General features: G+C 69.1%; 18 protein-coding genes and 1 tRNA gene. 12 read left to right on the plus strand and 7 right to left on the minus strand.

What is annotated here, in order from left to right:
* Positions 1–63 precede the first annotated feature (63 nt).
* The 8 genes from M6G08_RS01135 (at position 64) to M6G08_RS01170 (ending at position 7,894) form a co-directional block, all read left to right on the plus strand.
* Positions 64–552 (plus strand): PaaI family thioesterase, encoded by a 489-nt coding sequence (locus M6G08_RS01135; RefSeq protein ID WP_217250628.1) that lies wholly within the window; start codon positions 64–66, stop codon positions 550–552.
* 105 nt (positions 553–657) lie between these two features.
* The gene (locus M6G08_RS01140) at positions 658–1,248 is read left to right on the plus strand and encodes a hypothetical protein (protein WP_272585315.1); all 591 of its coding nucleotides are present in this window, start codon (positions 658–660) and stop codon (positions 1,246–1,248) included.
* A complete protein-coding gene (locus tag M6G08_RS01145; protein WP_272585316.1) occupies positions 1,245–1,847 on the plus strand; it encodes a Tat pathway signal sequence domain protein in 603 nt (200 codons plus the stop codon). Before M6G08_RS01140 ends, M6G08_RS01145 begins: the two co-directional genes overlap by 4 nt.
* 287 nt (positions 1,848–2,134) lie before the next feature.
* The gene (locus M6G08_RS01150; protein ID WP_272585317.1) at positions 2,135–3,376 is read left to right on the plus strand and encodes a branched-chain amino acid ABC transporter substrate-binding protein; all 1,242 of its coding nucleotides are present in this window, start codon (positions 2,135–2,137) and stop codon (positions 3,374–3,376) included.
* A 120-nt stretch (positions 3,377–3,496) separates the two neighbouring features.
* Positions 3,497–4,429, plus strand: coding sequence for a branched-chain amino acid ABC transporter permease (locus M6G08_RS01155; protein WP_272585318.1), 933 nt, complete (start codon positions 3,497–3,499; stop codon positions 4,427–4,429).
* Positions 4,430–4,434: 5 nt separating this feature from the next.
* On the plus strand, positions 4,435–6,258 hold the full coding sequence (locus tag M6G08_RS01160) for a branched-chain amino acid ABC transporter permease (protein ID WP_272585319.1): 1,824 nt from the start codon (positions 4,435–4,437) through the stop codon (positions 6,256–6,258).
* Between the two features lie 5 nt (positions 6,259–6,263).
* A complete protein-coding gene (locus tag M6G08_RS01165) occupies positions 6,264–7,181 on the plus strand; it encodes an ABC transporter ATP-binding protein (RefSeq protein WP_272585320.1) in 918 nt (305 codons plus the stop codon).
* The gene (locus M6G08_RS01170) at positions 7,178–7,894 is read left to right on the plus strand and encodes an ABC transporter ATP-binding protein (RefSeq protein WP_272585321.1); all 717 of its coding nucleotides are present in this window, start codon (positions 7,178–7,180) and stop codon (positions 7,892–7,894) included. The genes M6G08_RS01165 and M6G08_RS01170 overlap by 4 nt, the downstream gene beginning before the upstream one ends.
* Positions 7,895–7,959: 65 nt before the next feature.
* Here the strand turns inward: M6G08_RS01170 and M6G08_RS01175 are convergent, their stop codons facing one another.
* Complete coding sequence (locus tag M6G08_RS01175) at positions 7,960–8,616, minus strand: ANTAR domain-containing response regulator (RefSeq protein WP_272585322.1); 657 nt, start codon at positions 8,614–8,616, stop codon at positions 7,960–7,962.
* 98 nt (positions 8,617–8,714) lie between these two features.
* Between M6G08_RS01175 and M6G08_RS01180 the strand changes: the two genes are divergently transcribed.
* Positions 8,715–8,798 (plus strand) — tRNA-Leu (locus M6G08_RS01180).
* A gap of 86 nt (positions 8,799–8,884) precedes the next feature.
* On the plus strand, positions 8,885–9,664 hold the full coding sequence (locus tag M6G08_RS01185; RefSeq protein WP_272585323.1) for a helix-turn-helix domain-containing protein: 780 nt from the start codon (positions 8,885–8,887) through the stop codon (positions 9,662–9,664).
* A gap of 2 nt (positions 9,665–9,666) precedes the next feature.
* On the opposite strand, the gene pyk is transcribed toward M6G08_RS01185, so the two are convergent.
* Positions 9,667–11,103 (minus strand): pyruvate kinase, encoded by a 1,437-nt coding sequence (gene pyk / locus M6G08_RS01190; protein ID WP_272585324.1) that lies wholly within the window; start codon positions 11,101–11,103, stop codon positions 9,667–9,669.
* 231 nt (positions 11,104–11,334) lie between these two features.
* Between pyk and M6G08_RS01195 the strand changes: the two genes are divergently transcribed.
* Positions 11,335–13,149 (plus strand): bifunctional metallophosphatase/5'-nucleotidase, encoded by a 1,815-nt coding sequence (locus tag M6G08_RS01195; protein WP_272591218.1) that lies wholly within the window; start codon positions 11,335–11,337, stop codon positions 13,147–13,149.
* A 28-nt stretch (positions 13,150–13,177) separates the two neighbouring features.
* Here M6G08_RS01195 and M6G08_RS01200 read toward each other — a convergent pair whose 3' ends face one another.
* From M6G08_RS01200 to M6G08_RS01220, 5 genes are all read right to left on the minus strand, one after another.
* Positions 13,178–14,590 carry a lysine N(6)-hydroxylase/L-ornithine N(5)-oxygenase family protein gene (locus M6G08_RS01200; RefSeq protein WP_272585325.1) on the minus strand — a complete coding sequence of 471 codons (1,413 nt, stop codon included), beginning with the start codon at positions 14,588–14,590 and terminating at the stop codon, positions 13,178–13,180.
* A complete protein-coding gene (locus tag M6G08_RS01205; protein ID WP_272585326.1) occupies positions 14,587–15,957 on the minus strand; it encodes a pyridoxal phosphate-dependent decarboxylase family protein in 1,371 nt (456 codons plus the stop codon). Before M6G08_RS01205 ends, M6G08_RS01200 begins: the two co-directional genes overlap by 4 nt.
* Before the next feature lie 199 nt (positions 15,958–16,156).
* Positions 16,157–18,655: an aminopeptidase N gene (pepN, locus tag M6G08_RS01210; RefSeq protein WP_272585327.1), complete on the minus strand. Its 2,499-nt coding sequence runs from the start codon at positions 18,653–18,655 to the stop codon at positions 16,157–16,159.
* Between the two features lie 128 nt (positions 18,656–18,783).
* On the minus strand, positions 18,784–19,122 hold the full coding sequence (locus M6G08_RS01215; RefSeq protein WP_073721844.1) for a chorismate mutase: 339 nt from the start codon (positions 19,120–19,122) through the stop codon (positions 18,784–18,786).
* Positions 19,123–19,166: 44 nt separating this feature from the next.
* On the minus strand, positions 19,167–19,637 hold the full coding sequence (locus M6G08_RS01220) for a GNAT family N-acetyltransferase (protein ID WP_272585328.1): 471 nt from the start codon (positions 19,635–19,637) through the stop codon (positions 19,167–19,169).
* Between the two features lie 120 nt (positions 19,638–19,757).
* Here M6G08_RS01220 and M6G08_RS01225 point away from each other — a divergent pair, with 120 nt between their 5' ends.
* Complete coding sequence (locus M6G08_RS01225; RefSeq protein ID WP_272585329.1) at positions 19,758–20,657, plus strand: hypothetical protein; 900 nt, start codon at positions 19,758–19,760, stop codon at positions 20,655–20,657.
* The last annotated feature ends 11 nt before the right edge of the window (positions 20,658–20,668 follow it).

Here is a 20,668-nt window from a genome sequence, read left to right on the forward strand (position 1 = left end):
CGGTCCGCCCCACGGGCCACTTGGCGCCCACCGCAGATCGAGCGACGAAACGGAGCCGGGCCCATGGGCGAGCAGCAGCAGGTGCAGTTCCCGCAGGAGGTCATCGACGAGTACGCCACGCTCGGCGTCGACCTGCCGGCGCTCTTCTCCGCCGGGCACCTCGGGACGCGCATGGGCGTCCAGATCCTCGAAGCGTCGGCCGACCGGGTCGTCGGCACCATGCCGGTCGAGGGCAACACCCAGCCGTACGGACTGCTGCACGGCGGCGCCTCGGCGGTGCTGGCCGAGACGCTCGGGTCGGTCGGCTCGATGCTGCACGGCGGCGCTTCCAAGATCGCCGTCGGCGTCGACCTGAACTGCACCCACCACCGCGGGGCTCGCTCCGGCCTGGTCACCGGGGTGGCCACGCCGGTGCACCGGGGCCGGTCGACGGCGACGTACGAGATCGTGATCAGCGACGAGCAGGACCGCCGCGTGTGCACCGCCCGGCTGACCTGCCTGCTGCGGGACGTGAAGCCGGGCGACGGGGCGCAGGCCGGCGCGACCGCCTGAGCGGCCGGCCGGCCCGACGGGCGCACGGCCGGCCGGCGCACGGCCCGGTCCGCTCGTCGCGCCCACGGCATTGCCCCCGGCCACCCGGCGCCCTAACTTCGGGGCATGGGACGGGGAGAGGCCCCTCGGCCGGGGGCGACGGCTCGGCGGTTCCGCTTCACCTCCGCACGCACCGCGCCCGCAGGGCTCGGGCACCGACGGCGCCCGTCCGCGCGGCTCGGGCCCGGACGCCCGGTCCCCCCACGGCGAACGCCCCGCCACACGGCGCACGTCCGGATCGCCCCCGCCCTGCTCGCACTGGCGCTGACTCTGCCGACCGGCGCCCTGGCCACCGCCTGCGGCAACCACCGCACCACCGGGGTCCCCTCCGCCGCCGCCACGGAAGCCGCCCCGCCACCGCCCACGCCCGCATCGGCATCGCCTCGGCAAGCCCTCTCTCCCACGGAGTTGTGTACGACCGCCGTCCGTTACTGGGCCCGCCGGACACTCGACGGCGCCACCCCGTACGGCGACTACCAGTCGATGGGTCTCTCCAACCGTCAGTACGGCATACTGCGCGAGGTCGTGGACGCCGCGCGGACCGCGCAGCGCGCCCGGGGAAGCGGAGCCGCACAGACGCTGATCGACCGTCAGGCACAGGCCAGGTGCACCGAGCAGTACCGCGACGGCGGCCCGACCGACGGACCGTGGCAATGACCGGCACCGGCCCCGTGGAGCCGGGCGAGGGCACCCGCGCCCGGGACGCCGCCGACGCTCCCCGGCCACCCGCCCGGCCGCGTGGGTGCCTGGCCCGGCGCTACGCCGACCACCGCCGGGCCGTCCTCGCCGGCGCCGCGACCCTCGCCGTACTGGCGGGCAGCGGCTACCTGTACGCGAGCCGGCCACGGCAGCCGGCCCCTCCCCCGCCGCCGTACCCGGTCCATGTGGTGGACGTCGCCTACCTTGAGGCGGTACCCGGCGCCGAGCCCGGCGCCTTCAGCTTCGCGGTACTGCTGAGCGTGCGGTCCGGCCCGCCCGTCAGCGTCACGCGCCTGACCCAGCCCTACGAGGGCCTGTCGATCACTTCGTCGCCCGCGGCACCTTTCCAGACAAAGTCGCATTCGGTCCGCAAGATCATTGTCACGCTGCGGGTGACGGAATGCGAAAAAGCACCCCGGAACCTCGGCTTCCCTTTCCTGGATGTAACGCTGCGTAATACGCGCGCAATCCAGGCCCACAGTTACATCCTCGGATCACGCTATGCGCAGGATCTCTCCGAGGCCCTTCAGGCCGCCTGCGGAAACGAATCCAGGTAATCACCAAAACGCCCCAGACACCTGAACCAGCCCCACCGGTCCTGCGGGTTCTCATCATGCGGACAGGGCGAATCGGCCTGAATTCCGCCCTTCTTCCCAGCCAGTACCGCTCTGCATTACCCCGTGTCATAACAAGAGCGTCACAGCCTGAGTCAGACCCTCCTCCACGTTCCCCACACACGCTTAGAGTCACGGCCAGTCACCGCGCAGTCGGATTGTCACTTCGGCCCAGCGTTCGACTCGGCCGCTTCCACGGGGACGCGGCTGCGCCAGGGAAAGGACTGATCGTGCGTCAACGTTCGCTCATCGCCATCACCGCCGCTCTGGCGGCGGGAGCGCTCACCCTCACCGCCTGCGGCTCGCGCGACGACGACGGCGGCTCGGACTCCGGCAACGGCGGCAGCGGTGGAGGCACCACCGTCGTCATCGGCGTCGACGCCCCGCTGACCGGCGACCTGTCCGCGCTGGGCCTCGGCATCAAGAACTCGGCGGACCTCGCGGCCAAGACCGCCAACAAGAACAAGCACGTCGAGGGCATAACCTTCAAGGTCGAAGCCCTCGACGACCAGGGCCAGCCCTCCGTGGGCCAGCAGAACGCCAGCCAGTTCGTCGCCAACGACAAGGTCCTCGGCGTCGTCGGCCCGCTGAACTCCTCGGTCGGCGAGTCCATGCAGCAGGTCTTCGAGTCCGGCAACATGGCCCTGGTCTCCCCGGCCAACACCGGCCCCTCACTGACCCAGGGCCCGGACTGGCGCACCGAGAAGAAGCGCCCGTTCAAGACCTACTTCCGCACCGCGACCACCGACGCCATCCAGGGTCCGTTCGCCGCGCAGTACGTCTTCAACGACTTCAAGAAGAAGAAGGCCTTCGTCATCGACGACAAGAAGACCTACGGCGCGGGCCTCGCCGGAACCTTCACCGACGAGTTCAAGAAACTCGGCGGCCAGATCGTCGGCACCGAGCACATCAATCCGGACACCAAGGACTTCTCCGCGGTCGCCACCAAGGTCAAGAACTCGGGCGCCGACGTCGTCTACTACGGCGGCGAATACCCGCAGGCCGGCCCGCTCAGCAAGCAGATCAAGGGCACCGGCGCCAAGATTCCACTGGTCGGCGGCGACGGCATCTACAGCGCCGACTTCATCAAGCTCGCCGGCGCCAGCGGTACCGGCGACCTCGCCACCTCCGTCGGCGCGCCCGTCGAGGAACTGCCCTCCGCCAAGGAATTCGTCGCCAACTACAAGGCCGCGGGCTACAAGGAGCCCTTCGAGGCCTACGGCGGCTACTCCTACGACTCCGCCTGGGCCATCATCGAGGCCGTCAAGACGGTCGTCGAGAAGAACGACGGCAAGCTCCCCGACGACGCCCGGGGCCAGGTCGTCGAGGCCATGCAGAACGTCTCCTTCGACGGAGTGACCGGCAAGGTCTCCTTCGACGAGTTCGGTGACGCCACCAACAAGCAGCTGACCGTGTACGCCGTCGAGAACGGCGACTGGAAGGCCGTGAAGTCCGGCACCTACACCGGCTGAGTCGTCCGACGAGACACCCGCACCACCAAGAGCCGCGCGGGGCGCTGTTCCACAGGCGCCCCGCGCGCACTCACACCCGGCCACATCCGTCGAACATCCGAACCTCTCGGAGGACATGCGGTGAACGAACTGCCGCAGCAGCTGGTCAACGGCCTGCTACTGGGATCCATGTACGGGCTGATCGCCATTGGCTACACGATGGTCTACGGCATCGTCCAGCTCATCAACTTCGCCCACGGCGAGATCTTCATGACCGGCGCCTTCGGCGCGCTCACTGTCTACATCTACATCCTGCCCGACGGCACCTCCATGCTGATCGCCCTGCCCCTGATGATCCTCGGCGCAGTGATCGTCTCGGTGACCGTCGCCATCGGGGCTGAACGTTTCGCCTACCGCCCCCTGCGCGGCGGCCCCCGCCTCGCCCCGCTCATCACCGCCATCGGCCTCTCCCTCGCCCTCCAGCAGGCGGTCTGGGCCTGGTACCCCGACGCGAAGTCCGCCCGCACCTTCCCCCAGATCGAGGGCGGCCCCTTCCACATCGGCGACATCACCCTCCAGACCGGCAGCATCTTCCTGCTCATCGCCGCCCCCGTCAGCATGGCCTTCCTCGGCTACTTCGTCATGAAGACCCGCACCGGACGCGGCATGCAGGCCACCGCCCAGGACCCCGACACCGCCAAACTGATGGGCATCAACACCGACCGCATCATCGTGATCGCGTTCGCCCTCGGCGCCGTCTTCGCCGCCATCGGCGGAGTCGCCTACGGCCTCGAATACGGCCACGTCGACTTCAAAATGGGCTTCATCCTCGGACTGAAGGCCTTCACCGCGGCCGTACTCGGCGGCATCGGCAACATCTACGGCGCCATGATCGGCGGAGTCGTCCTCGGCATCACCGAAACCCTGGCCACCGCCTACATCGGCGACATCCCCGGCCTCGGCCAGTTCGGCAGCCAGTCCTGGGCAGACGTCTGGGCCTTCATCCTCCTCATCCTCGTACTGCTGTTCAGGCCACAGGGCCTGCTCGGCGAGCGCGTCGCGGACAGGGCGTGACACCGATGACCACACAAACCACCGAAAAGACCCCCAACACCCCCGCCACCGACGCGGCGACCGGCCTCATCGGCATCCCACCGCACCTCGGACGCGCCCTCGCCACCGGCGGCGGCCTCCTCACCATCGTCTCCACCTTCCTCGCCTGGACCTGGACCACCGCCTTCCCCGGCAACCTCACCGTCTACGGCTACCCAGGCGGCCTCCAAGTCCTCGTCCTCATCGGCGGCGCCCTCACCACCCTCCTCGGCCTCTCCTCCTACGGCGTCAAAGGCCTCCGCTGGCTCACCCCCGCCGGCGCCGACGCCGCACTCAGGTTCGCCGCACTCGCCACCTTCACGACCACCTGGTACACCGCCCTCGCCATCAGCCTCCAACTCGGCGGCCTGGTCAACCTCGAACCCGGCGCCTACATCGCGGCGATCGTCACCCTCGCAGCCCTCCTCGGCGCCCTCGCACTCCCCTTCGAGCGCCCCGCACCCGACCCCATCGACCCCGACGAGACAGGCTGGGAACTCACCAAGCACCGCGCCGGCCACGCCTGGCAAACCATCAAGGCCGCCTTCGCCGCCGACGAGCCCGGCCCCGTACGCGCCCTGCCCTCCTACGCCGAAATCCTCATCATCGTCGCGGTCCTCACCGTCTGCCTCACCGTCTTCACCTACGGCATCGGCACCGAGTACGACGAACTCTTCGTCGGCTTCCTGATCACGGCCGGATTCGGCTTCGCAGCCGCCCACAAAGCGGGCCTCATCCGCCAGGCCACCCAGATCACCGCACGGCACCAGACCATCACCATCTGGGGCGCCTTCGTCGCCGCGGCACTGTTCCCCTTCACCCAGACCGACGACCAGTACGCCACCATCGGCGTCTACATCCTGATCTTCGCCACCGTCGCCCTGGGCCTCAACATCGTCGTCGGCCTCGCCGGCCTCCTCGACCTCGGCTACGTCGCCTTCCTCGGCGTCGGCGCCTACGCCGCCGCCCTCGTCTCCGGCTCCCCCAGCTCCCCCTTCGGCGTCCACTTCCCCTTCTGGGCCGCCGTCCTGGTCGGCGCCGCCGCCTCACTGATCTTCGGCGTACTGATCGGCGCCCCGACCCTGCGGCTGCGCGGTGACTACCTCGCCATCGTGACCCTCGGCTTCGGAGAGATCTTCCGCATCGCCGTCCTCAACATGGACGGCACCTCCGGACCCGACATCACCAACGGCTCCAACGGCATCTCCGCCGTGCCGGACCTGAACATCCTCGGATTCGACCTCGGCGCCCGACACGACATCCTCGGTGTCACCATCGGCCGGTTCGCCAACTACTTCTTCCTGATGCTGATCATCACCGCCGTCGTCGTCCTCGTCTTCCGACGCAGCAGCGACTCACGCATCGGCCGAGCCTGGGTCGCCATCCGCGAGGACGAGACCGCCGCCCTCGCCATGGGCATCAACGGATTCCGCGTCAAACTGATCGCGTTCGCCGTCGGCGCCGCCCTCGCCGGCCTCGCCGGCACCGTCCAGGCACACGTCACCTACACCGTGACCCCCGAGCAGTACCTCTTCGCCGGCACCACCCCACCCAACTCAGCGTTCCTCCTCGCCGCCGTCGTCCTCGGCGGCATGGGCACCATCGGCGGACCCCTCCTCGGCGCCGCACTGCTCTTCCTCATCCCCAACAAGCTCCAGTTCCTCGGCGACTACCAGCTCCTCGCCTTCGGACTCGCGCTCGTCCTCCTCATGCGGTTCCGGCCCGAAGGCCTCATCCCCAACCGGCGCCGCCAACTGGAATTCCACGACACGGCCGAAGCGCCCGCAGTCCTCGGCAAGACAGGGGCCTGACCACCATGACCACCGACACCACCACCAAGGACACCGCCCCGGGCACCCCCGCCCCCGGCACCACCGTCCTCGACGCACGCGGCGTCACCATGCGCTTCGGCGGCCTCACCGCCGTCAACAACGTCGACCTCACCGTCAACAGCGGCGAGATCGTCGGCCTCATCGGCCCCAACGGCGCCGGCAAGACCACCTTCTTCAACTGCCTGACAGGCCTCTACACACCCACCGAAGGCGAAGTCCGCTACAAAGGCCAGGTACTACCCGCCAAATCCTTCAAGGTCACCGCCGCCGGCATCGCCCGAACCTTCCAGAACATCCGGCTCTTCGCCAACATGACAGTCCTGGAAAACGTCCTCGTCGGCCGCCACACCCGCACCAAAGAAGGCTTCTGGTCAGCCGTCCTGCGCGGCCCCGGCTTCCACAAAGCCGAAGCCACCTCCCGCGAACGCGCCATGGAACTCCTGGACTTCGTCGGCCTCGCCCCCAAGGCCGACCACCTCGCCCGCAACCTGCCCTACGGCGAACAGCGCAAGCTGGAAATCGCCCGCGCCCTCGCCAGCGAACCCGGCCTGCTCCTCCTGGACGAACCCACGGCAGGCATGAACCCCCAGGAGACCCGAGCCACCGAAGAACTCGTCTTCGCCATCCGCGACCAAGGCATCGCCGTCCTCGTCATCGAGCACGACATGCGCTTCATCTTCAACCTCTGCGACCGCGTCGCCGTCCTCGTCCAAGGCGAGAAACTCATCGAAGGCGACAGCGCCACCGTCCAGGGCGACGAACGCGTCATCGCCGCATACCTCGGCGAACCCCTCGCGAACGACCCCGGCGCCGCCGAAGCAGCCGAAGTGGAAACCGCCGAGGCCCACGCCCAGGCCGACACCACCACGGACACCGCGGCCGGCAAGGAGAACGACCGATGACCGCACTCCTCGAGGTCGAGGACCTCCGCGTCGCCTACGGCAAGATCGAAGCCGTCAAAGGCATCACCTTCAAGGTCGACGCCGGCGAAGTCGTCACCCTCATCGGCACCAACGGCGCCGGCAAGACCACCACCCTGCGCACCCTCTCCGGCCTCCTCAAGCCGGTCGGCGGACAGATCAAGTTCGGCGGCAAGTCGCTCAAGAAGACCCCCGCCCACCAGATCGTCTCCCTCGGACTCGCCCACTCCCCCGAGGGCCGGCACATCTTCCCCCGCATGACCATCGAGGACAACCTCCGCCTCGGCGCCTTCCTCCGCAACGACAAACCCGGCATCGAGAAGGACATCCAACGCGCCTACGACCTCTTCCCCATCCTCGGCGAACGCCGCAAGCAAGCCGCCGGCACCCTCTCCGGCGGCGAACAGCAAATGCTCGCCATGGGCCGCGCCCTGATGTCCCAGCCGAAGCTCCTCATGCTCGACGAACCCTCCATGGGCCTCTCCCCGATCATGATGCAGAAGATCATGCAGACCATCGCCGAACTGAAGTCCCAGGGCACCACCATCCTGCTCGTCGAGCAGAACGCCCAAGCCGCCCTCTCCCTCGCCGACCACGGCCACGTCATGGAAGTCGGCAACATCGTCCTCTCCGGCAGCGGACAGGACCTCCTGCACGACGAGTCCGTCCGCAAGGCCTACCTCGGCGAGGACTGACCCGACCCGGACACGGCAGAGGCCCGCGCCCCCACACCGGGGACGCGGGCCTCAGCCGTACGCACTCAGCCCTTCGACGCCTTCTTCTCCTCGGCGTCCTGAATGACCGCCTCGGCAACCTGCTGCATCGACATCCGCCGATCCATCGACGTCTTCTGGATCCACCGGAACGCCGCCGGCTCCGTCAGCCCGTACTCCGTCTGCAACACCGACTTCGCCCGGTCCACCAGCTTCCGCGTCTCCAGCCGCTGGCTGAGGTCGGCGACCTCCTTCTCCAGCGTCTTCAGCTCCGTGAACCGCGAGACGGCCATCTCGATCGCCGGGACGACATCACTCTTGCTGAACGGCTTCACGAGATACGCCATCGCACCGGCGTCCCGCGCCCGCTCCACCAGGTCGCGCTGAGAAAACGCCGTCAGCATCAGCACCGGCGCGATGCTCTCCTCGGCGATCTTCTCCGCCGCGGAGATGCCGTCCAGCTTCGGCATCTTCACGTCCAGGATCACCAGGTCCGGCTTGTGCTCACGGGCCAACTCCACGGCCTCCTCACCGTCACCGGCCTCGCCGACCACGGAGTAGCCCTCCTCCTCCAGCATCTCTTTGAGATCCAGCCGGATGAGCGCCTCGTCCTCGGCGATGACGACACGGGTCGTCAGCGGAGGCACGTGCGACTTGTCGTCGTCGTTCACGTCGGCGGGCTGGGGCGACTCGGGGGCGGTCACGTGGGCGCTCCTTGTTCCGGGGCAGGCGGTACTGCTTCCAAGAGCCTACCTAGCTGCGGCTGACGAGGGTGAACCGGTACACTCCTGATGGCTGACCAGCCGGGTTGGCGGAACTGGCATACGCGGATGTCTCAAACACATCTGTTCGAAAGGACATACGGGTTCGAGTCCCGTACCCGGCACAGACATCAAAAAGCGGAAGATCACGTTCGCGTGATCGTCCGCTTTTTCATACCCCGAGTGACTGCAGTTAACTCAGTGTGTTCCCATGGAACAGCACAGTCCTTCGATCCGCGCACACGCTGTCGCGCTCATGAACCAGGGAGTCCCCAACCACGTTGTTGCCGCACAGCTCGACATCCCACGGGGCACCGTGAGCTGGTGGCGCAGCGAGGACCGCAGAGCGCGCGGCGAGGCGTATAGGCAACCAACCGATTGCCCTCGGTGCACAGGTCGCCAGTTCGACGAGGTTGCGTACGCCTACCTACTGGGCCTGTACCTCGGCGACGGTCACATCGTCTCGAAGCCCAGCCAGCATCACCTGTCGATCTTCTGCGACGCTACACACACCAGTTTGATCGAAGCAGCGGCAGACGCCATGCGCAAGGTCATGCCGCTACCCAGCGTTCGTCCACGCCGGAAACCTGGGTGCGTGGAGGTCAAGTCGTACACGAAGCACTGGTGCTGCATGTTCCCCCAGCACGGCCCCGGAAAAAAGCACGAGCGCACGATCGCCCTTGAGGCGTGGCAACAGATCATTGTTGACGCGCACCCTTGGGAGTTCATCCGGGGCCTCATCCACTCTGACGGCTGTCGTATCACCAACTGGACTACGAAGACCGTCGGCGGCGTTCGTAAGCGCTACGAGTACACGCGCTACTTCTTCAGCAATAAGTCGGACGACATCCGCGCGCTGTTCACCAGCGCCCTCGCCACGGTCGGCGTCGAGTGGACCACCCTCGCCCGAGGCAGTGACCCCTTCAACATCTCCGTAGCCCGCAAAGCCTCCGTAGCCCTCATGGACGCCCACGTCGGCCCCAAGTACTGAAGCTACTTGGGACTGTCGTCCTCCCCGATGTGGTGCACCCGCACCAGATTGGTCGTGCCCGACACCCCCGGCGGTGAGCCGGCCGTGATGACCACGACGTCGCCCTTCTCGCAGCGCCCGTAGCGCAGGAGCAGCTCGTCCACCTGGTCGACCATCGCGTCCGTGGAGTCGGCGTGGGGGCCGAGGAAGGTTTCCACGCCCCAGGTCAGGCTGAGCTGGGAGCGCGTCGCCGGTTCGGGGGTGAAGGCGAGGAGGGGGATGGGTGAGCGGTAGCGGGAGAGGCGGCGGACGGTGTCGCCGGACTGGGTGAAGGCGACGAGGAACTTCGCGTCGAGGAAGTCGCCGATCTCCGCGGCCGCGCGGGCGACGGCGCCGCCCTGGGTGCGGGGCTTGTTGCGTTCGGTGAGGGGTGGCAGGCCCTTGGCGAGGATGTCCTCCTCGGCCGCTTCGACGATCTTGGCCATCGTCCGCACCGTGTCGACGGCGTGCTTGCCGACGCTGGTTTCGCCGGAGAGCATCACGGCGTCGGTGCCGTCGATGACGGCGTTGGCGACGTCGGAGGCTTCGGCTCGGGTGGGGCGGGCGTTGTCGATCATGGAGTCGAGCATCTGGGTGGCGACGATGACGGGCTTGGCGTTGCGCTTGGCCAGTTTGATCGCGCGCTTTTGGACGATGGGGACCTGTTCGAGGGGCATTTCGACGCCGAGGTCGCCGCGGGCGACCATGATGCCGTCGAAGGCGGCGACGATGTCGTCGATGTTCTCGACGGCCTGGGGTTTTTCGACTTTGGCGATGACGGGGAGGCGGCGGCCTTCTTCGTCCATGATGCGGTGGACGTCGAGGACGTCGCGTCCGCTGCGGACGAAGGACAGGGCGATGACGTCGAAGCCGGCCCGCAGGGCCCAGCGGAGGTCGTCCTCGTCCTTCTTGGAGAGGGCGGGGACGGAGACGGCGACGCCGGGGAGGTTGAGGCCTTTGTGGTCGGAGACCATGCCGCCTTCGATCACCTTGGTGTGGACGCGGGGGCCGTCGATGTCGGTGACTTCGAGGCAGACCTTGCCGTCGTCGACGAGTACGCGTTCGCCGGGGGTGACGTCGGTGGCGAGGCCGGCGTAGGTGGTGCCGCAGGTGTGGCGGTCGCCCTGCACGCCCTCCTCGACGGTGATGGTGAAGGTGTCGCCGCGTTCGAGGAGTACGGGTCCTTCGGTGAAGTGGCCGAGTCTGATCTTCGGGCCCTGAAGGTCGGCGAGGGCGCCGACGCTGCGGCCGGTTTCGTCGGCGGCCTTGCGGACTCGGTTATAGCGCTCTTCGTGTTCGGTGTGGGTGCCGTGGCTGAAATTGAAGCGGGCGATGTCCATTCCGGCGTCGACCAGGGCTTTGATCTGGTCGTACGAGTCGGTGGCGGGCCCCAGGGTACAGACGATCTTTGCTCGGCGCATGGGTCGAGCCTATGACTTACTGCCGGGTAGCGAATTGTTCACGCATGACCACTCAACAACCTTTGGGTAAAGGGTTATTGACAAGTGTTGAATTGTGCGGCTGCCCGCTCCTATGAGCGTTCGTCCAGGCTTCCGCCGTCGCCGCCACCCCTTGACAGAGGGCATGTTCAGGACAGAATCTACGCGCGTTGCCGACTCGTGCACGGGTCACTGAACCGAGGAGAGCCAGCCATGCCGTTGAACCGCCGGAAGTTCCTGAGCAGGTCCGCAGTGACGGGGGCGGGTGTCGCGCTGGCCGGTGCGGCGGTGGCTCCGGCTGCCGAGGCGGCCCCGGCCGACAAGGGCCCCAAGGGCCGTCGGAAGCCGAAGCGTTATGCCCTGACCGTCCTCGGCACCACCGACCTGCACGGGCACGTCTTCAACTGGGACTACTTCAAGGACGCCGAGTACGCCGACTCGGCGGGCAACGCCCAGGGCCTGGCGCGTGTCTCGACGCTGGTGAACCAGGTCCGGGAGGAGAAGGGCCGCGGCAACACGCTGCTGCTGGACGCGGGCGACACCATCCAGGGCACCCCGCTGACGTACTACTACGCCAAGGTCGATCCGATCACCGCCCAGGGTGGTCCGGTGCATCCGATGGCGCAGGCGATGAACGCGATCGGGTACGACGCGGTGGCGCTCGGGAATCACGAGTTCAACTACGGCATCGAGACGCTGCGCAAGTTCGAGGAGCAGTGCGATTTCCCGCTGCTGGGTGCGAACGCGGTGGACGCGAAGACGCTGCGGCCGGCCTTTCCGCCGTACTTCATGAAGACGTTCCGGGTGAAGGGGGCGCCGCCGGTGAAGGTGGCGGTGCTGGGGTTGACGAATCCGGGTATCGCGATCTGGGACAAGGCGTACGTGCAGGGGAAGCTGGCGTTCCCGGGGCTTGAGGAGCAGGCGGCCAAGTGGGTGCCGAAGCTGCGTTCGATGGGTGCGGACGTGGTGGTGGTGTCGGCGCACTCGGGGTCGTCGGGTACGTCGTCGTACGGTGATCAGCTTCCGTACGTGGAGAACGCGGCGGCGAACGTGGCGCGGCTGGTGCCGGGTATCGACGCGATTCTGGTGGGGCACGCGCACACGGAGATCGCGGAGCTGAAGGTCGAGAACGAGGAGACCGGGAAGACGGTCGTGCTGTCTGAGCCGCTGTGTTACGCCGAGCGGCTCACTCTGTTCGATTTCGAGCTGTTCTTCGAGCGGGGCCGGTGGCATGTGGAGTCGGTGCGGGCGTCGCTGCGGGACTCGGCCACGGTCGAGGACGATCCCGCGATCACGCGGCTGCTGACGGACGAGCACGAGAAGGTGGTGGCGTACGTCAATCAGGTGGTCGGTACGGCGACGGAGACGTTGACGACGGTGGAGGCGCGGTACAAGGACGCGCCGATCATCGATCTGATCACCAGGGTGCAGGAGGACGTGGTCAGGGAGGCCCTGGCGGGTACGGAGTATGCGTCGCTGCCGGTTCTCGCCCAGGCGTCGCCGTTCTCGCGGACTTCGGAGATTCCGGCGGGTGAGGTGACGATCCGGGATCTGTCGAGTCTGTACGTGTATGACAACACGCTGGTGGCGAAGTTGATGACGGGTGCGCAGTTGCGGGCGTACCTGGAGTATTCGGCGGAGTACTACGTGCGGACGGCGGCGGGGGCGCCGGTGGATGTGGCGAAGCTGACGAACGCGAACGGTCGTCCGGACTACAACTACGACTACGTGTCGGGGCTGACGTACGAGATCGATGTCGCGCAAGCGCCCGGTTCGCGGATCCGGGATCTCGCGTTCGGGGGTGTGCCGATGGCGGATGACGCGGAGTTCGTGCTGGCGGTGAACAACTACCGGGCCAATGGTGGTGGTGCGTTTCCGCATGTGGCGTCGGCCCGGGAGTTGTGGTCGGAGTCGACGGAGATCCGTACGCGGATCGCCGAGTGGGTGACGGCGAAGGGTGTGCTGGATCCGGCGGACTTCGCGTCGGTGGACTGGAGGCTGACGCGGGACGGTGTGCCGGTGTTCTGAGTTCGGCGTTTTCGGGGGTGGTGCGGCCTCAGATTCCTTCCACCAGCGGGGTGAGTGCCCGGTGGTCGCGTGCGGAGGGGATCTGGGGCTGTGCGTTTTCCAGGCCGAAGGTGGTGAAGGCGGTGCGGGTGGGGAGGGGGTAGGGGTTTCGGCCGGTGAGGTCGTTGAGGATGGTGGCGCTGCGCCAGGCGGCGAGGCCGAGGTCGGGTGTGCCGACGCCGTGGGTGTGGGTTTCGGCGTTCTGGACGTAGACGTGGCCGGTGACGGAGGGGTCGAGGCGGAGGCGGAAGTGTTCGTCGATGCGGGGGCGTTCGCGGTTGTCGCGTCGCATGTAGGGGTCGAGTCCGGCGAGGATGCGGTTGAGGGGGCGTTCGCGGTAGCCGGTGGCGAGGACGACGGCGTCGGTGGTGAGGCGGCTGCGGGTTTTCTGCTGGTCGTGTTCGAGGTGGAGTTCGATTTTGGTGGTGGCGATGCGTCCGGCGGTGCGGACGTGGACGCCGGGGGTGAGGACGGTGTCGGGCCAGCCGCCGTCGAGGGTGCGGCGGTAGAGCTCGTCGTGGATGGCGGCGGTGGTGTCGGCGTCGATGCCTTTGTGGAGTTGCCATTGGGAGGCGACGAGGCGGTCGCGGACGGGTTCGGTCAGGGCGTGGAAGTAGCGGGTGTAGTCGGGGGTGAAGTGTTCGAGGCCGAGTTTGGAGTACTCCATGGGGGCGAGCGCTTCGGTGCGGCCGAGCCAGTGGAGTTGTTCGCGGCCGGCGGGGCGGTGGCGGAGCAGGTCGAGGAAGATCTCGGCGCCTGACTGGCCGGTGCCGATGACGGTGACGTGTCCGGCGGTGAGGAGGGTGTCGCGGTGGTGTAGGTAGTCGGCGGCGTGGAGGACGGGGACGCCGGGGGTGTCGACGAGGGGTCTGAGGGGGTCGGGGACGTGGGGTTCGGTGCCGATGCCGAGGACGACGTTGCGGGTGTGGGTGCGGCCGAGGGCTTCGGCTTCGCCGTCGGTGCCGAGTTGGGTGTAGTCGACTTCGAAGAGGTGTCGTTCGGGGTTCCAGCGGACGGCGTCGACCTGGTGGTGGAAGTGGAGGGTGGGGAGGTTGTCGGCGACCCAGCGGCAGTAGGCGTCGTATTCGGCGCGTTGGATGTGGAAGCGCTCGGCGAAGTAGAAGGGGAAGAGGCGTTCGCGGGTTTTGAGGTGGTTGAGGAAGGTCCAGGGGCTGGCGGGGTCGGCGAGGGTGACGAGGTCGGCGAGGAAGGGGACTTGGATGCGGGCGCCGTCGAGGAGGAGGCCGGGGTGCCAGTGGAAGGCGGGGCGCTGGTCGTAGAAGACGGTGTCGAGTTCGGTGAGGGGGTCGGCGAGGGCGGCGAGGGAGAGGTTGAAGGGGCCGATGCCGATGCCGACGAGGTCGCGGGGGGTTTCGGGGGTGTGGTGGGTGGGGGTGGTCATCGCTGGGTGTGTCCTCCCAGGGCGTTTTCGACGTGGGTGAGGAGGGTGGTGAGGTCGTCGGGCCGGGTGTGGGGGTTGAGGAGGGTGGCTTTGAGCCAGAGGCGGCCGTCGGTGCGGGCGCGGCCGAGGACTGCGGTGCCGGTGGTGAGGAGGGTGCGGCGGGCGGCGGCGACGGTGGTGTCGGTGGCGTGGGCGGGCCGGAACAGGACGGTGCTGATGGTGGGTGGGGCGTGCAGTTCGAACCGGGGGTGGGTGTCGACGAGGGTGGCGAAGTCCTGGGCGAGGGCGCAGACGTGGTCGACGAGGGCGCCCAGTCCGCTGCGGCCGAGGGTGCGCAGGGTGACGGCGATCTTGAGGATGTCGGGGCGGCGGCTGGTGCGGGGTGAGCGGCCGAGGAGGTCGGGGAGGCCCGCGTCGGTGTCGTCGTCGGCGTTGAGGTAGTCGGCGTGGTGGTGGAGGGCGGTGAGGTCGTCGGGGTTCTTGATGGTGAGGAGGCCGGCGGCGATGGGTTGCCAGCCGAGTTTGTGGAGGTCGAGGGCGGTGGTGTCGGCGGCTTCGAGTCCGGTGAGTTTGGTGCGGTGCCGTTCGCTGAACAGGAGTGCCCCGCCGTAGGCGGCGTCGATGTGGAGGCGGGCTCGGTGGGCGGTGCAGCGGGCGGCGATGTCGGGGAGTGGGTCGATGGTGCCGGTGTCGGTGGTGCCGGCGGTGGCGACGACGAGGTGGGGTCCGGGGATGTGGGTGAGGGCTTCGTCGAGGGCGGCGGGGTCGAGGGCGCCGGCCGGTGCGGGCACGGCGACGGGGTCGGGGAGGCCGAGGAGCCAGGCGGCGCGGGGTACGGAGTGGTGGGCGTTGGCGCCGTGGACGATCCGTAGTCCGGCGCCGTGCCTCTCGCGGGCGAGGAGGGCGGCGAGCTGGTTGGATTCGGTGCCGCCGGTGGTGACGAGGGCGTCGGTGGCGCCGGTCTCGCGGGCGAGGGCGCGGGTGACGAGGGCTTCGAGGGCGGTGGCGGCGGGGGCCTGGTCCCAGGAGTCGAGGGAGGGGTTGAGGGCGCTCGCGGCGAGGTCGGCGGCGGTGGCGACGGCCAGGGGTGGGCCGTGGAGGTGGGCGGCGCAGTGGGGGTGGGCGGGGTCGGCGGCGCCTTCGGCGAGTGCGGTGACGAGGGTGTGCAGGGCGTCGGGGTCGCCGTGGTCGGGGAGGAGGTGACCGGCTGCGGCGGTGATGCGGGCGGTGACGGTGTCGGGGCCGCCGGTGGGCAGGGGACCGCCGCGTGCGGCGGTGCCGGTGCGCAGGGCGTCGAGCACGGTGTCGAGCAGGGGCCGCAGGGTGTCGGGGCCGTGCGGGCCCGAGGCGAGGGGCGGCTGGCCCATGGGCTGTCCTCCGGGCGCGGGGACTGGGGGTTACAGCTTGGACGCGGATGCGTCGGTACGCCCGGACAGCTCAGCGATCACAACCCGAAAGGGGTATCCGAGGGCCGGTTCCGGTGTCGCGGGGCGGGGGGGAACCGGCCGTGTCGGTCGTCGGTCGTCGGTCGTCGGCCGTCAGTCGTCGGTCGTCAGTCGTCGGTCGTCAGTCGGCGGCCGCTTCCCGCACGCGCAGGGCGCGGGCGAGGTCGTCGAGCTGGTCGGTGAGTTTGCGGCGCAGGGCGGGGGTGGGGTCGGCGTCGGCGAGGCATTCTCGGCCGAGGCGCAGGGTGTCGGGGTCGATGGCGTGGGCGGGGAAGGCCCAGCGGCCGGCGGCGTCGGCGATGGCGGGGCCGCGGCGGGCGGCGACGGCGACTGCTTCGGCGTAGTAGCGGGGGACGTAGTCGTGTACGAGGTCGGCCTGTTCGGGCTGCCAGAAGCCTTGGGCGGTGGCGGTGAACAGGTAGTTGGAGAGGTCGTCGGTGGCGAACATCGCTTCCCAGGCGCGGCTCTTGGCCTCGGGGTCGGGGAGGGCGGCGCGGCAGCGGGCGGCGCCTTCCTGGCCGGTGGCGCTGGGGTCGGTGGCGAGTTCGGCGGCGATGGCGGTTTCGTCGGTGGCGCCGAGGACGGCGAGGCGGGTGAGGATGCGCCAGCGCAGTTCGGGGTCGAGTTCGGGGCCGCCGGGGACGGTGCCGTCGGCGAGCCAGGCGGCGATGGTGTCGGGGTGGGCGGCGGTGGCGATGCGGTGGCGTACGGCGATGAGGCGCAGGCCGGGGTGGTCGCCGTCCTCGGTGCGGCGGATGAGGTCGCGGCAGAGGTCGGTGAGGGTGGTGAGGGCGGCGGGCCGCTGTCCGGGGGTGACGTAGTGGTCGGCGACCTGGGCGGCGGCGAAGGTGAGGACGCCGTCGACGAGGGCGAGGTCGGTTTCGTGGGGGAGGTGGGTGCGGGCGATGTCTAGGTAGTCGGTGGGGGCGAGTTCGCCGTCGCGTACGGCGTCGCGCAGGGCGTTCCAGACGACGGCGCGGGTGAGGGGGTCGGGGAGGCCGGCCAGGCCGGTGCGCAGGGTGTGGAAGGAGTCGGTGTCGAAGCGGATCTTGGCGTAGGTGAGGTCGCCGTCGTTGAGGACGGTGAGGGCGGGGCGTTTGCCGATGGGCAGGGGGTGGTTGTGCGGGACGTCGATGTCGAGGCGGCGGCGCAGGGTGAGGCGGCCTTCGTCGGTGAGGTCGCGGTCGTAGAGGCCGGCGGCGATGCGGTGGGGGCGGCTGCCGGTGTGGGCGACGGTGAGGGCGCGGTCGCCGTTGTCGCCGGTGATGCGGGGGGTGAGGGTGTCGACGCCGGTGGTGCGCAGCCAGGCGTCGGCCCAGGCGTGGACGTCGCGGTCGGTGGCGGCGGCGAGGGAGTCGATGAAGTCGGCGAGGGTGGCGTTGGCGAACTTGTGGCGTTCGAAGTGGGTGTTGATGCCGGTGAGGAAGTCCTTCTCGCCGAGCCAGGTGACGAGTTGGCGCAGGGCGGAGGCGCCCTTGGCGTAGGAGATGCCGTCGAAGTTGAGGAGGGCGGAGGCGGTGTCGGGGACGTTCTCGGGGGCGACGGGGTGGGTGGAGGGGCGCTGGTCGGCGTCGTAGCCCCAGGGTTTGCGGGTGACGCCGAAGTCGGTCCAGGTCTGGGTGAAGCGGGTGGCTTCGGCGGTGGTCTGGTAGCCCATGTATTCGGCGAAGGACTCGTTGAGCCAGATGTCGTCCCACCACTTGAGGGTGACGAGGTCGCCGAACCACATGTGGGCCATTTCGTGGGCGATGACCATGGCGCGGGTTTGGCGCTGGGTGTCGGTGACGGCGGAGCGGAAGACGAACTCGTCGCGGAAGGTGACGAGGCCGGGGTTCTCCATGGCGCCGGCGTTGAATTCGGGGACGAACGCCTGGTCGTAGGAGTCGAAGGGGTAGGGCTCGGTGAACTTCTCGTGGTAGCGGTCGAAGCAGCCGCGGGTGATGTCGAGGAGTTCGTCGGCGTCGGCGTCGAGGTGGGGGGCGAGGGAGCGGCGGCAGTGGATGCCGAAGGGCAGGCCGCGGTGTTCGGTGCGCACCGAGTGCCAGGGGCCGGCGGCGACGGCGACGAGGTAGGTGGAGATGCGGGGGGTGGTGGCGGCTTTCCAGTGGCCGTCGCCGGTGTGTTCGGTGATGCCGTTGGCGAGGACGGTCCAGCCTTCGGGGGCGGTGACGGTGAGGTCGAAGGCGGCTTTGAGGTCGGGCTGGTCGAAGGCGGCGAAGACGCGCTGGACGTCGTCGAGGAAGAGCTGGGTGTAGACGTAGGTCTCGCCGTCGGCGGGGTCGGTGAAGCGGTGCATGCCTTCGCCGGTGCGGGAGTAGCGCATGGCGGCGTCGACGCGCAGTTCGTGCTCGCCGGGGGTGAGGTCCTTGAGGGTGAGCCGGTTGTCGTCGAGGGCGGCGGGGTCGAGGGGGTGTCCGTCCAGGGTGACGGTGCGCAGCTCGGCGGGCTTGACCTCGACGAAGGTGTCCGTGGTGGCGGTCTCGTCGCGCACGGTGAAGCGGATGACGGTGCGGGAGTCGAAGGTGTCGTCCCCACGGGTCAGATCGAGGTCGATCGTGTAGTGGTGGACGTCGAGGAGGCTGGCACGGGTCTGCGCTTCGTCGCGCGTGAGTACGGACATGGACGCCATGCTGCCTGATGGTGTGGGCAGGGCACAGGGGCGGTTCGGTACGCGGGGTATGTCCGGTCCGTTGCGGGGGTGCCGCGCTCTCCGGCGTGCGCCCCCGAGGGGGCGCCCGGTCCGGGTGGTCAGGCGGGGGTGTTGCCGTTGTGTTCGGCGATGCGCTCGTGGTGGTGGATGACCTCGGCGATGATGAAGTTGAGGAACTTCTCGGCGAACGCCGGGTCGAGTTTGGCGCTCTCGGCGAGGGCGCGCAGGCGGGCGATCTGCTTGGCCTCGCGGGCCGGGTCGGCGGGTGGCAGCTGGTGGCGGGCTTTGAGGTGGCCGACCTGCTGGGTGCACTTGAAGCGCTCGGCGAGCATGTGGACGACGGCCGCGTCGATGTTGTCGATGCTGTCCCGCAGCCGGGCCAGTTCCTCGCGGACGGCGGGGTCGACGGCACCGGTGCCGGTGTTGCTGGTGGTCATGGGGGCTCACCCTACGGGCGGACGCCGGGCCGTCGCAGGCCGTCTCAGGCGCCGAGAACCTCCCTTCCGGTGGCGGCGAGGGGCTTGTGGAAGTACACGTCCTCGTGTCCGCCGGGTACGCCCTGGATGCGGCCGCGCTCCCGGTAGCCGAGTCTCGGGTAGAAGCCGGGGGCCTGGAAGGTGTATGTGGACACGGTGATGTCGGTGCAGCCGCGCCGGACGGCCTCGTCCTCGGCGGCGCGCATGAGGCGGCTGCCCCAGCCGGTGTGCCGCTGGTCCTCGCGCACCCACAGCATGTCCACGCAGGCCAGGGTGGACCAGGTCCACCCGGTCAGTCCGCCGACCAGGGTGCCGTCGTCGTCGGTGACGCGCACGGTGAGGGGTTGGGTGCGGGCGCCGTCGGCGGCGGTGGTGTTGAAGGCGGTCAGTTCGTCGTCGAGTCGCTTTTCCAGGTCGTCGTCGGCGCCGCCCACGTGCAGGGTGGCGTCGGGGGCGGTGTGCTGTTCGCTGGTCACGGTCCGGATTGTGCCTGGCGGCCGGGGTTGCGGCGAACGGTTTCGGCCGGGCGGTATCGGCCGTGACGTGGTGCTCCTCGTACAGTGGTGAGGAGGGTTCAGGCGTCTTGGGGGTCGGGCGTGGCGAACGGTGGGCCGGTCGAGCACGGTTTTCCGCATCTGGAGACGGTGCGGGACGCCGTCACCGCGCTGTACCGGCGGCTGTCGTGCGACACGGTGCGGACGTTCGCGGCGAGCGTGCCGCCGGCCGACGTGGCGTTCTGTGACACGGACGATCTGTATCTGGGCACTCAGCGGGTGGCTCATGAGCTGGTGCGGCACTACCGTCTTCCGGACGCCCGGATGATCGTCTCCTTCCGGGAGATGACGCACGCGGCGCATGTCGAGCTCACGGCCGGGCCTGAGTACTTCATCGAGCTGAACGACCGCTTCCGTACCCATCGCCGGGACATCGGCGCGGCGCTGGCGCACGAGGTGATGCACGTGTACCTGCACCGTCTGGATCTGTCCTTCCCGGGGACGCGGGACAACGAGATCCTCACGGACACGGCGACGACGTATCTGGGGGCCGGCTGGCTGCTGCTGGACGCGTACCGGGAGGACGGGGCGTCGTCGCAGAAGCTGGGGTATCTGACGCCGGAGGAGTTCGGGTATGTGCTGGCCAAGCGGGCGCTGGTGTTCGGCGAGGACCCGTCGGTGTGGTTCACCAGCCCGCAGGCGTATTCGGCGTACGTCAAGGGGATGGCGCGGGCTCGTCGGGACGAGCAGCAGCCGCCGCTGACGGCGGCCGGGTGGGTGGGCCGCCGCCGGTACGCTCGGGATCGCCGGCACGCGCAGGATCCGCACGCCTCGTCCGTCCCGCCGGGGGACGGTTCGTACGCGTTCACTTCGCAGGGGCGCGGCGCGCTGCGGGTGTCGTTCCCGTGTCCGACCTGTCACCAGCGGATCAGGGTGCCGGTGCGGGGGCGGGTGCGGGCGCGGTGCGGGTTGTGCCGGACGGTGCTGGAGTGCGACACGTGACCGGGGCGTTC

The sequence above is a fragment of the Streptomyces sp. M92 genome, from assembly GCF_028473745.1.
Lineage (GTDB): Bacteria > Actinomycetota > Actinomycetes > Streptomycetales > Streptomycetaceae > Streptomyces.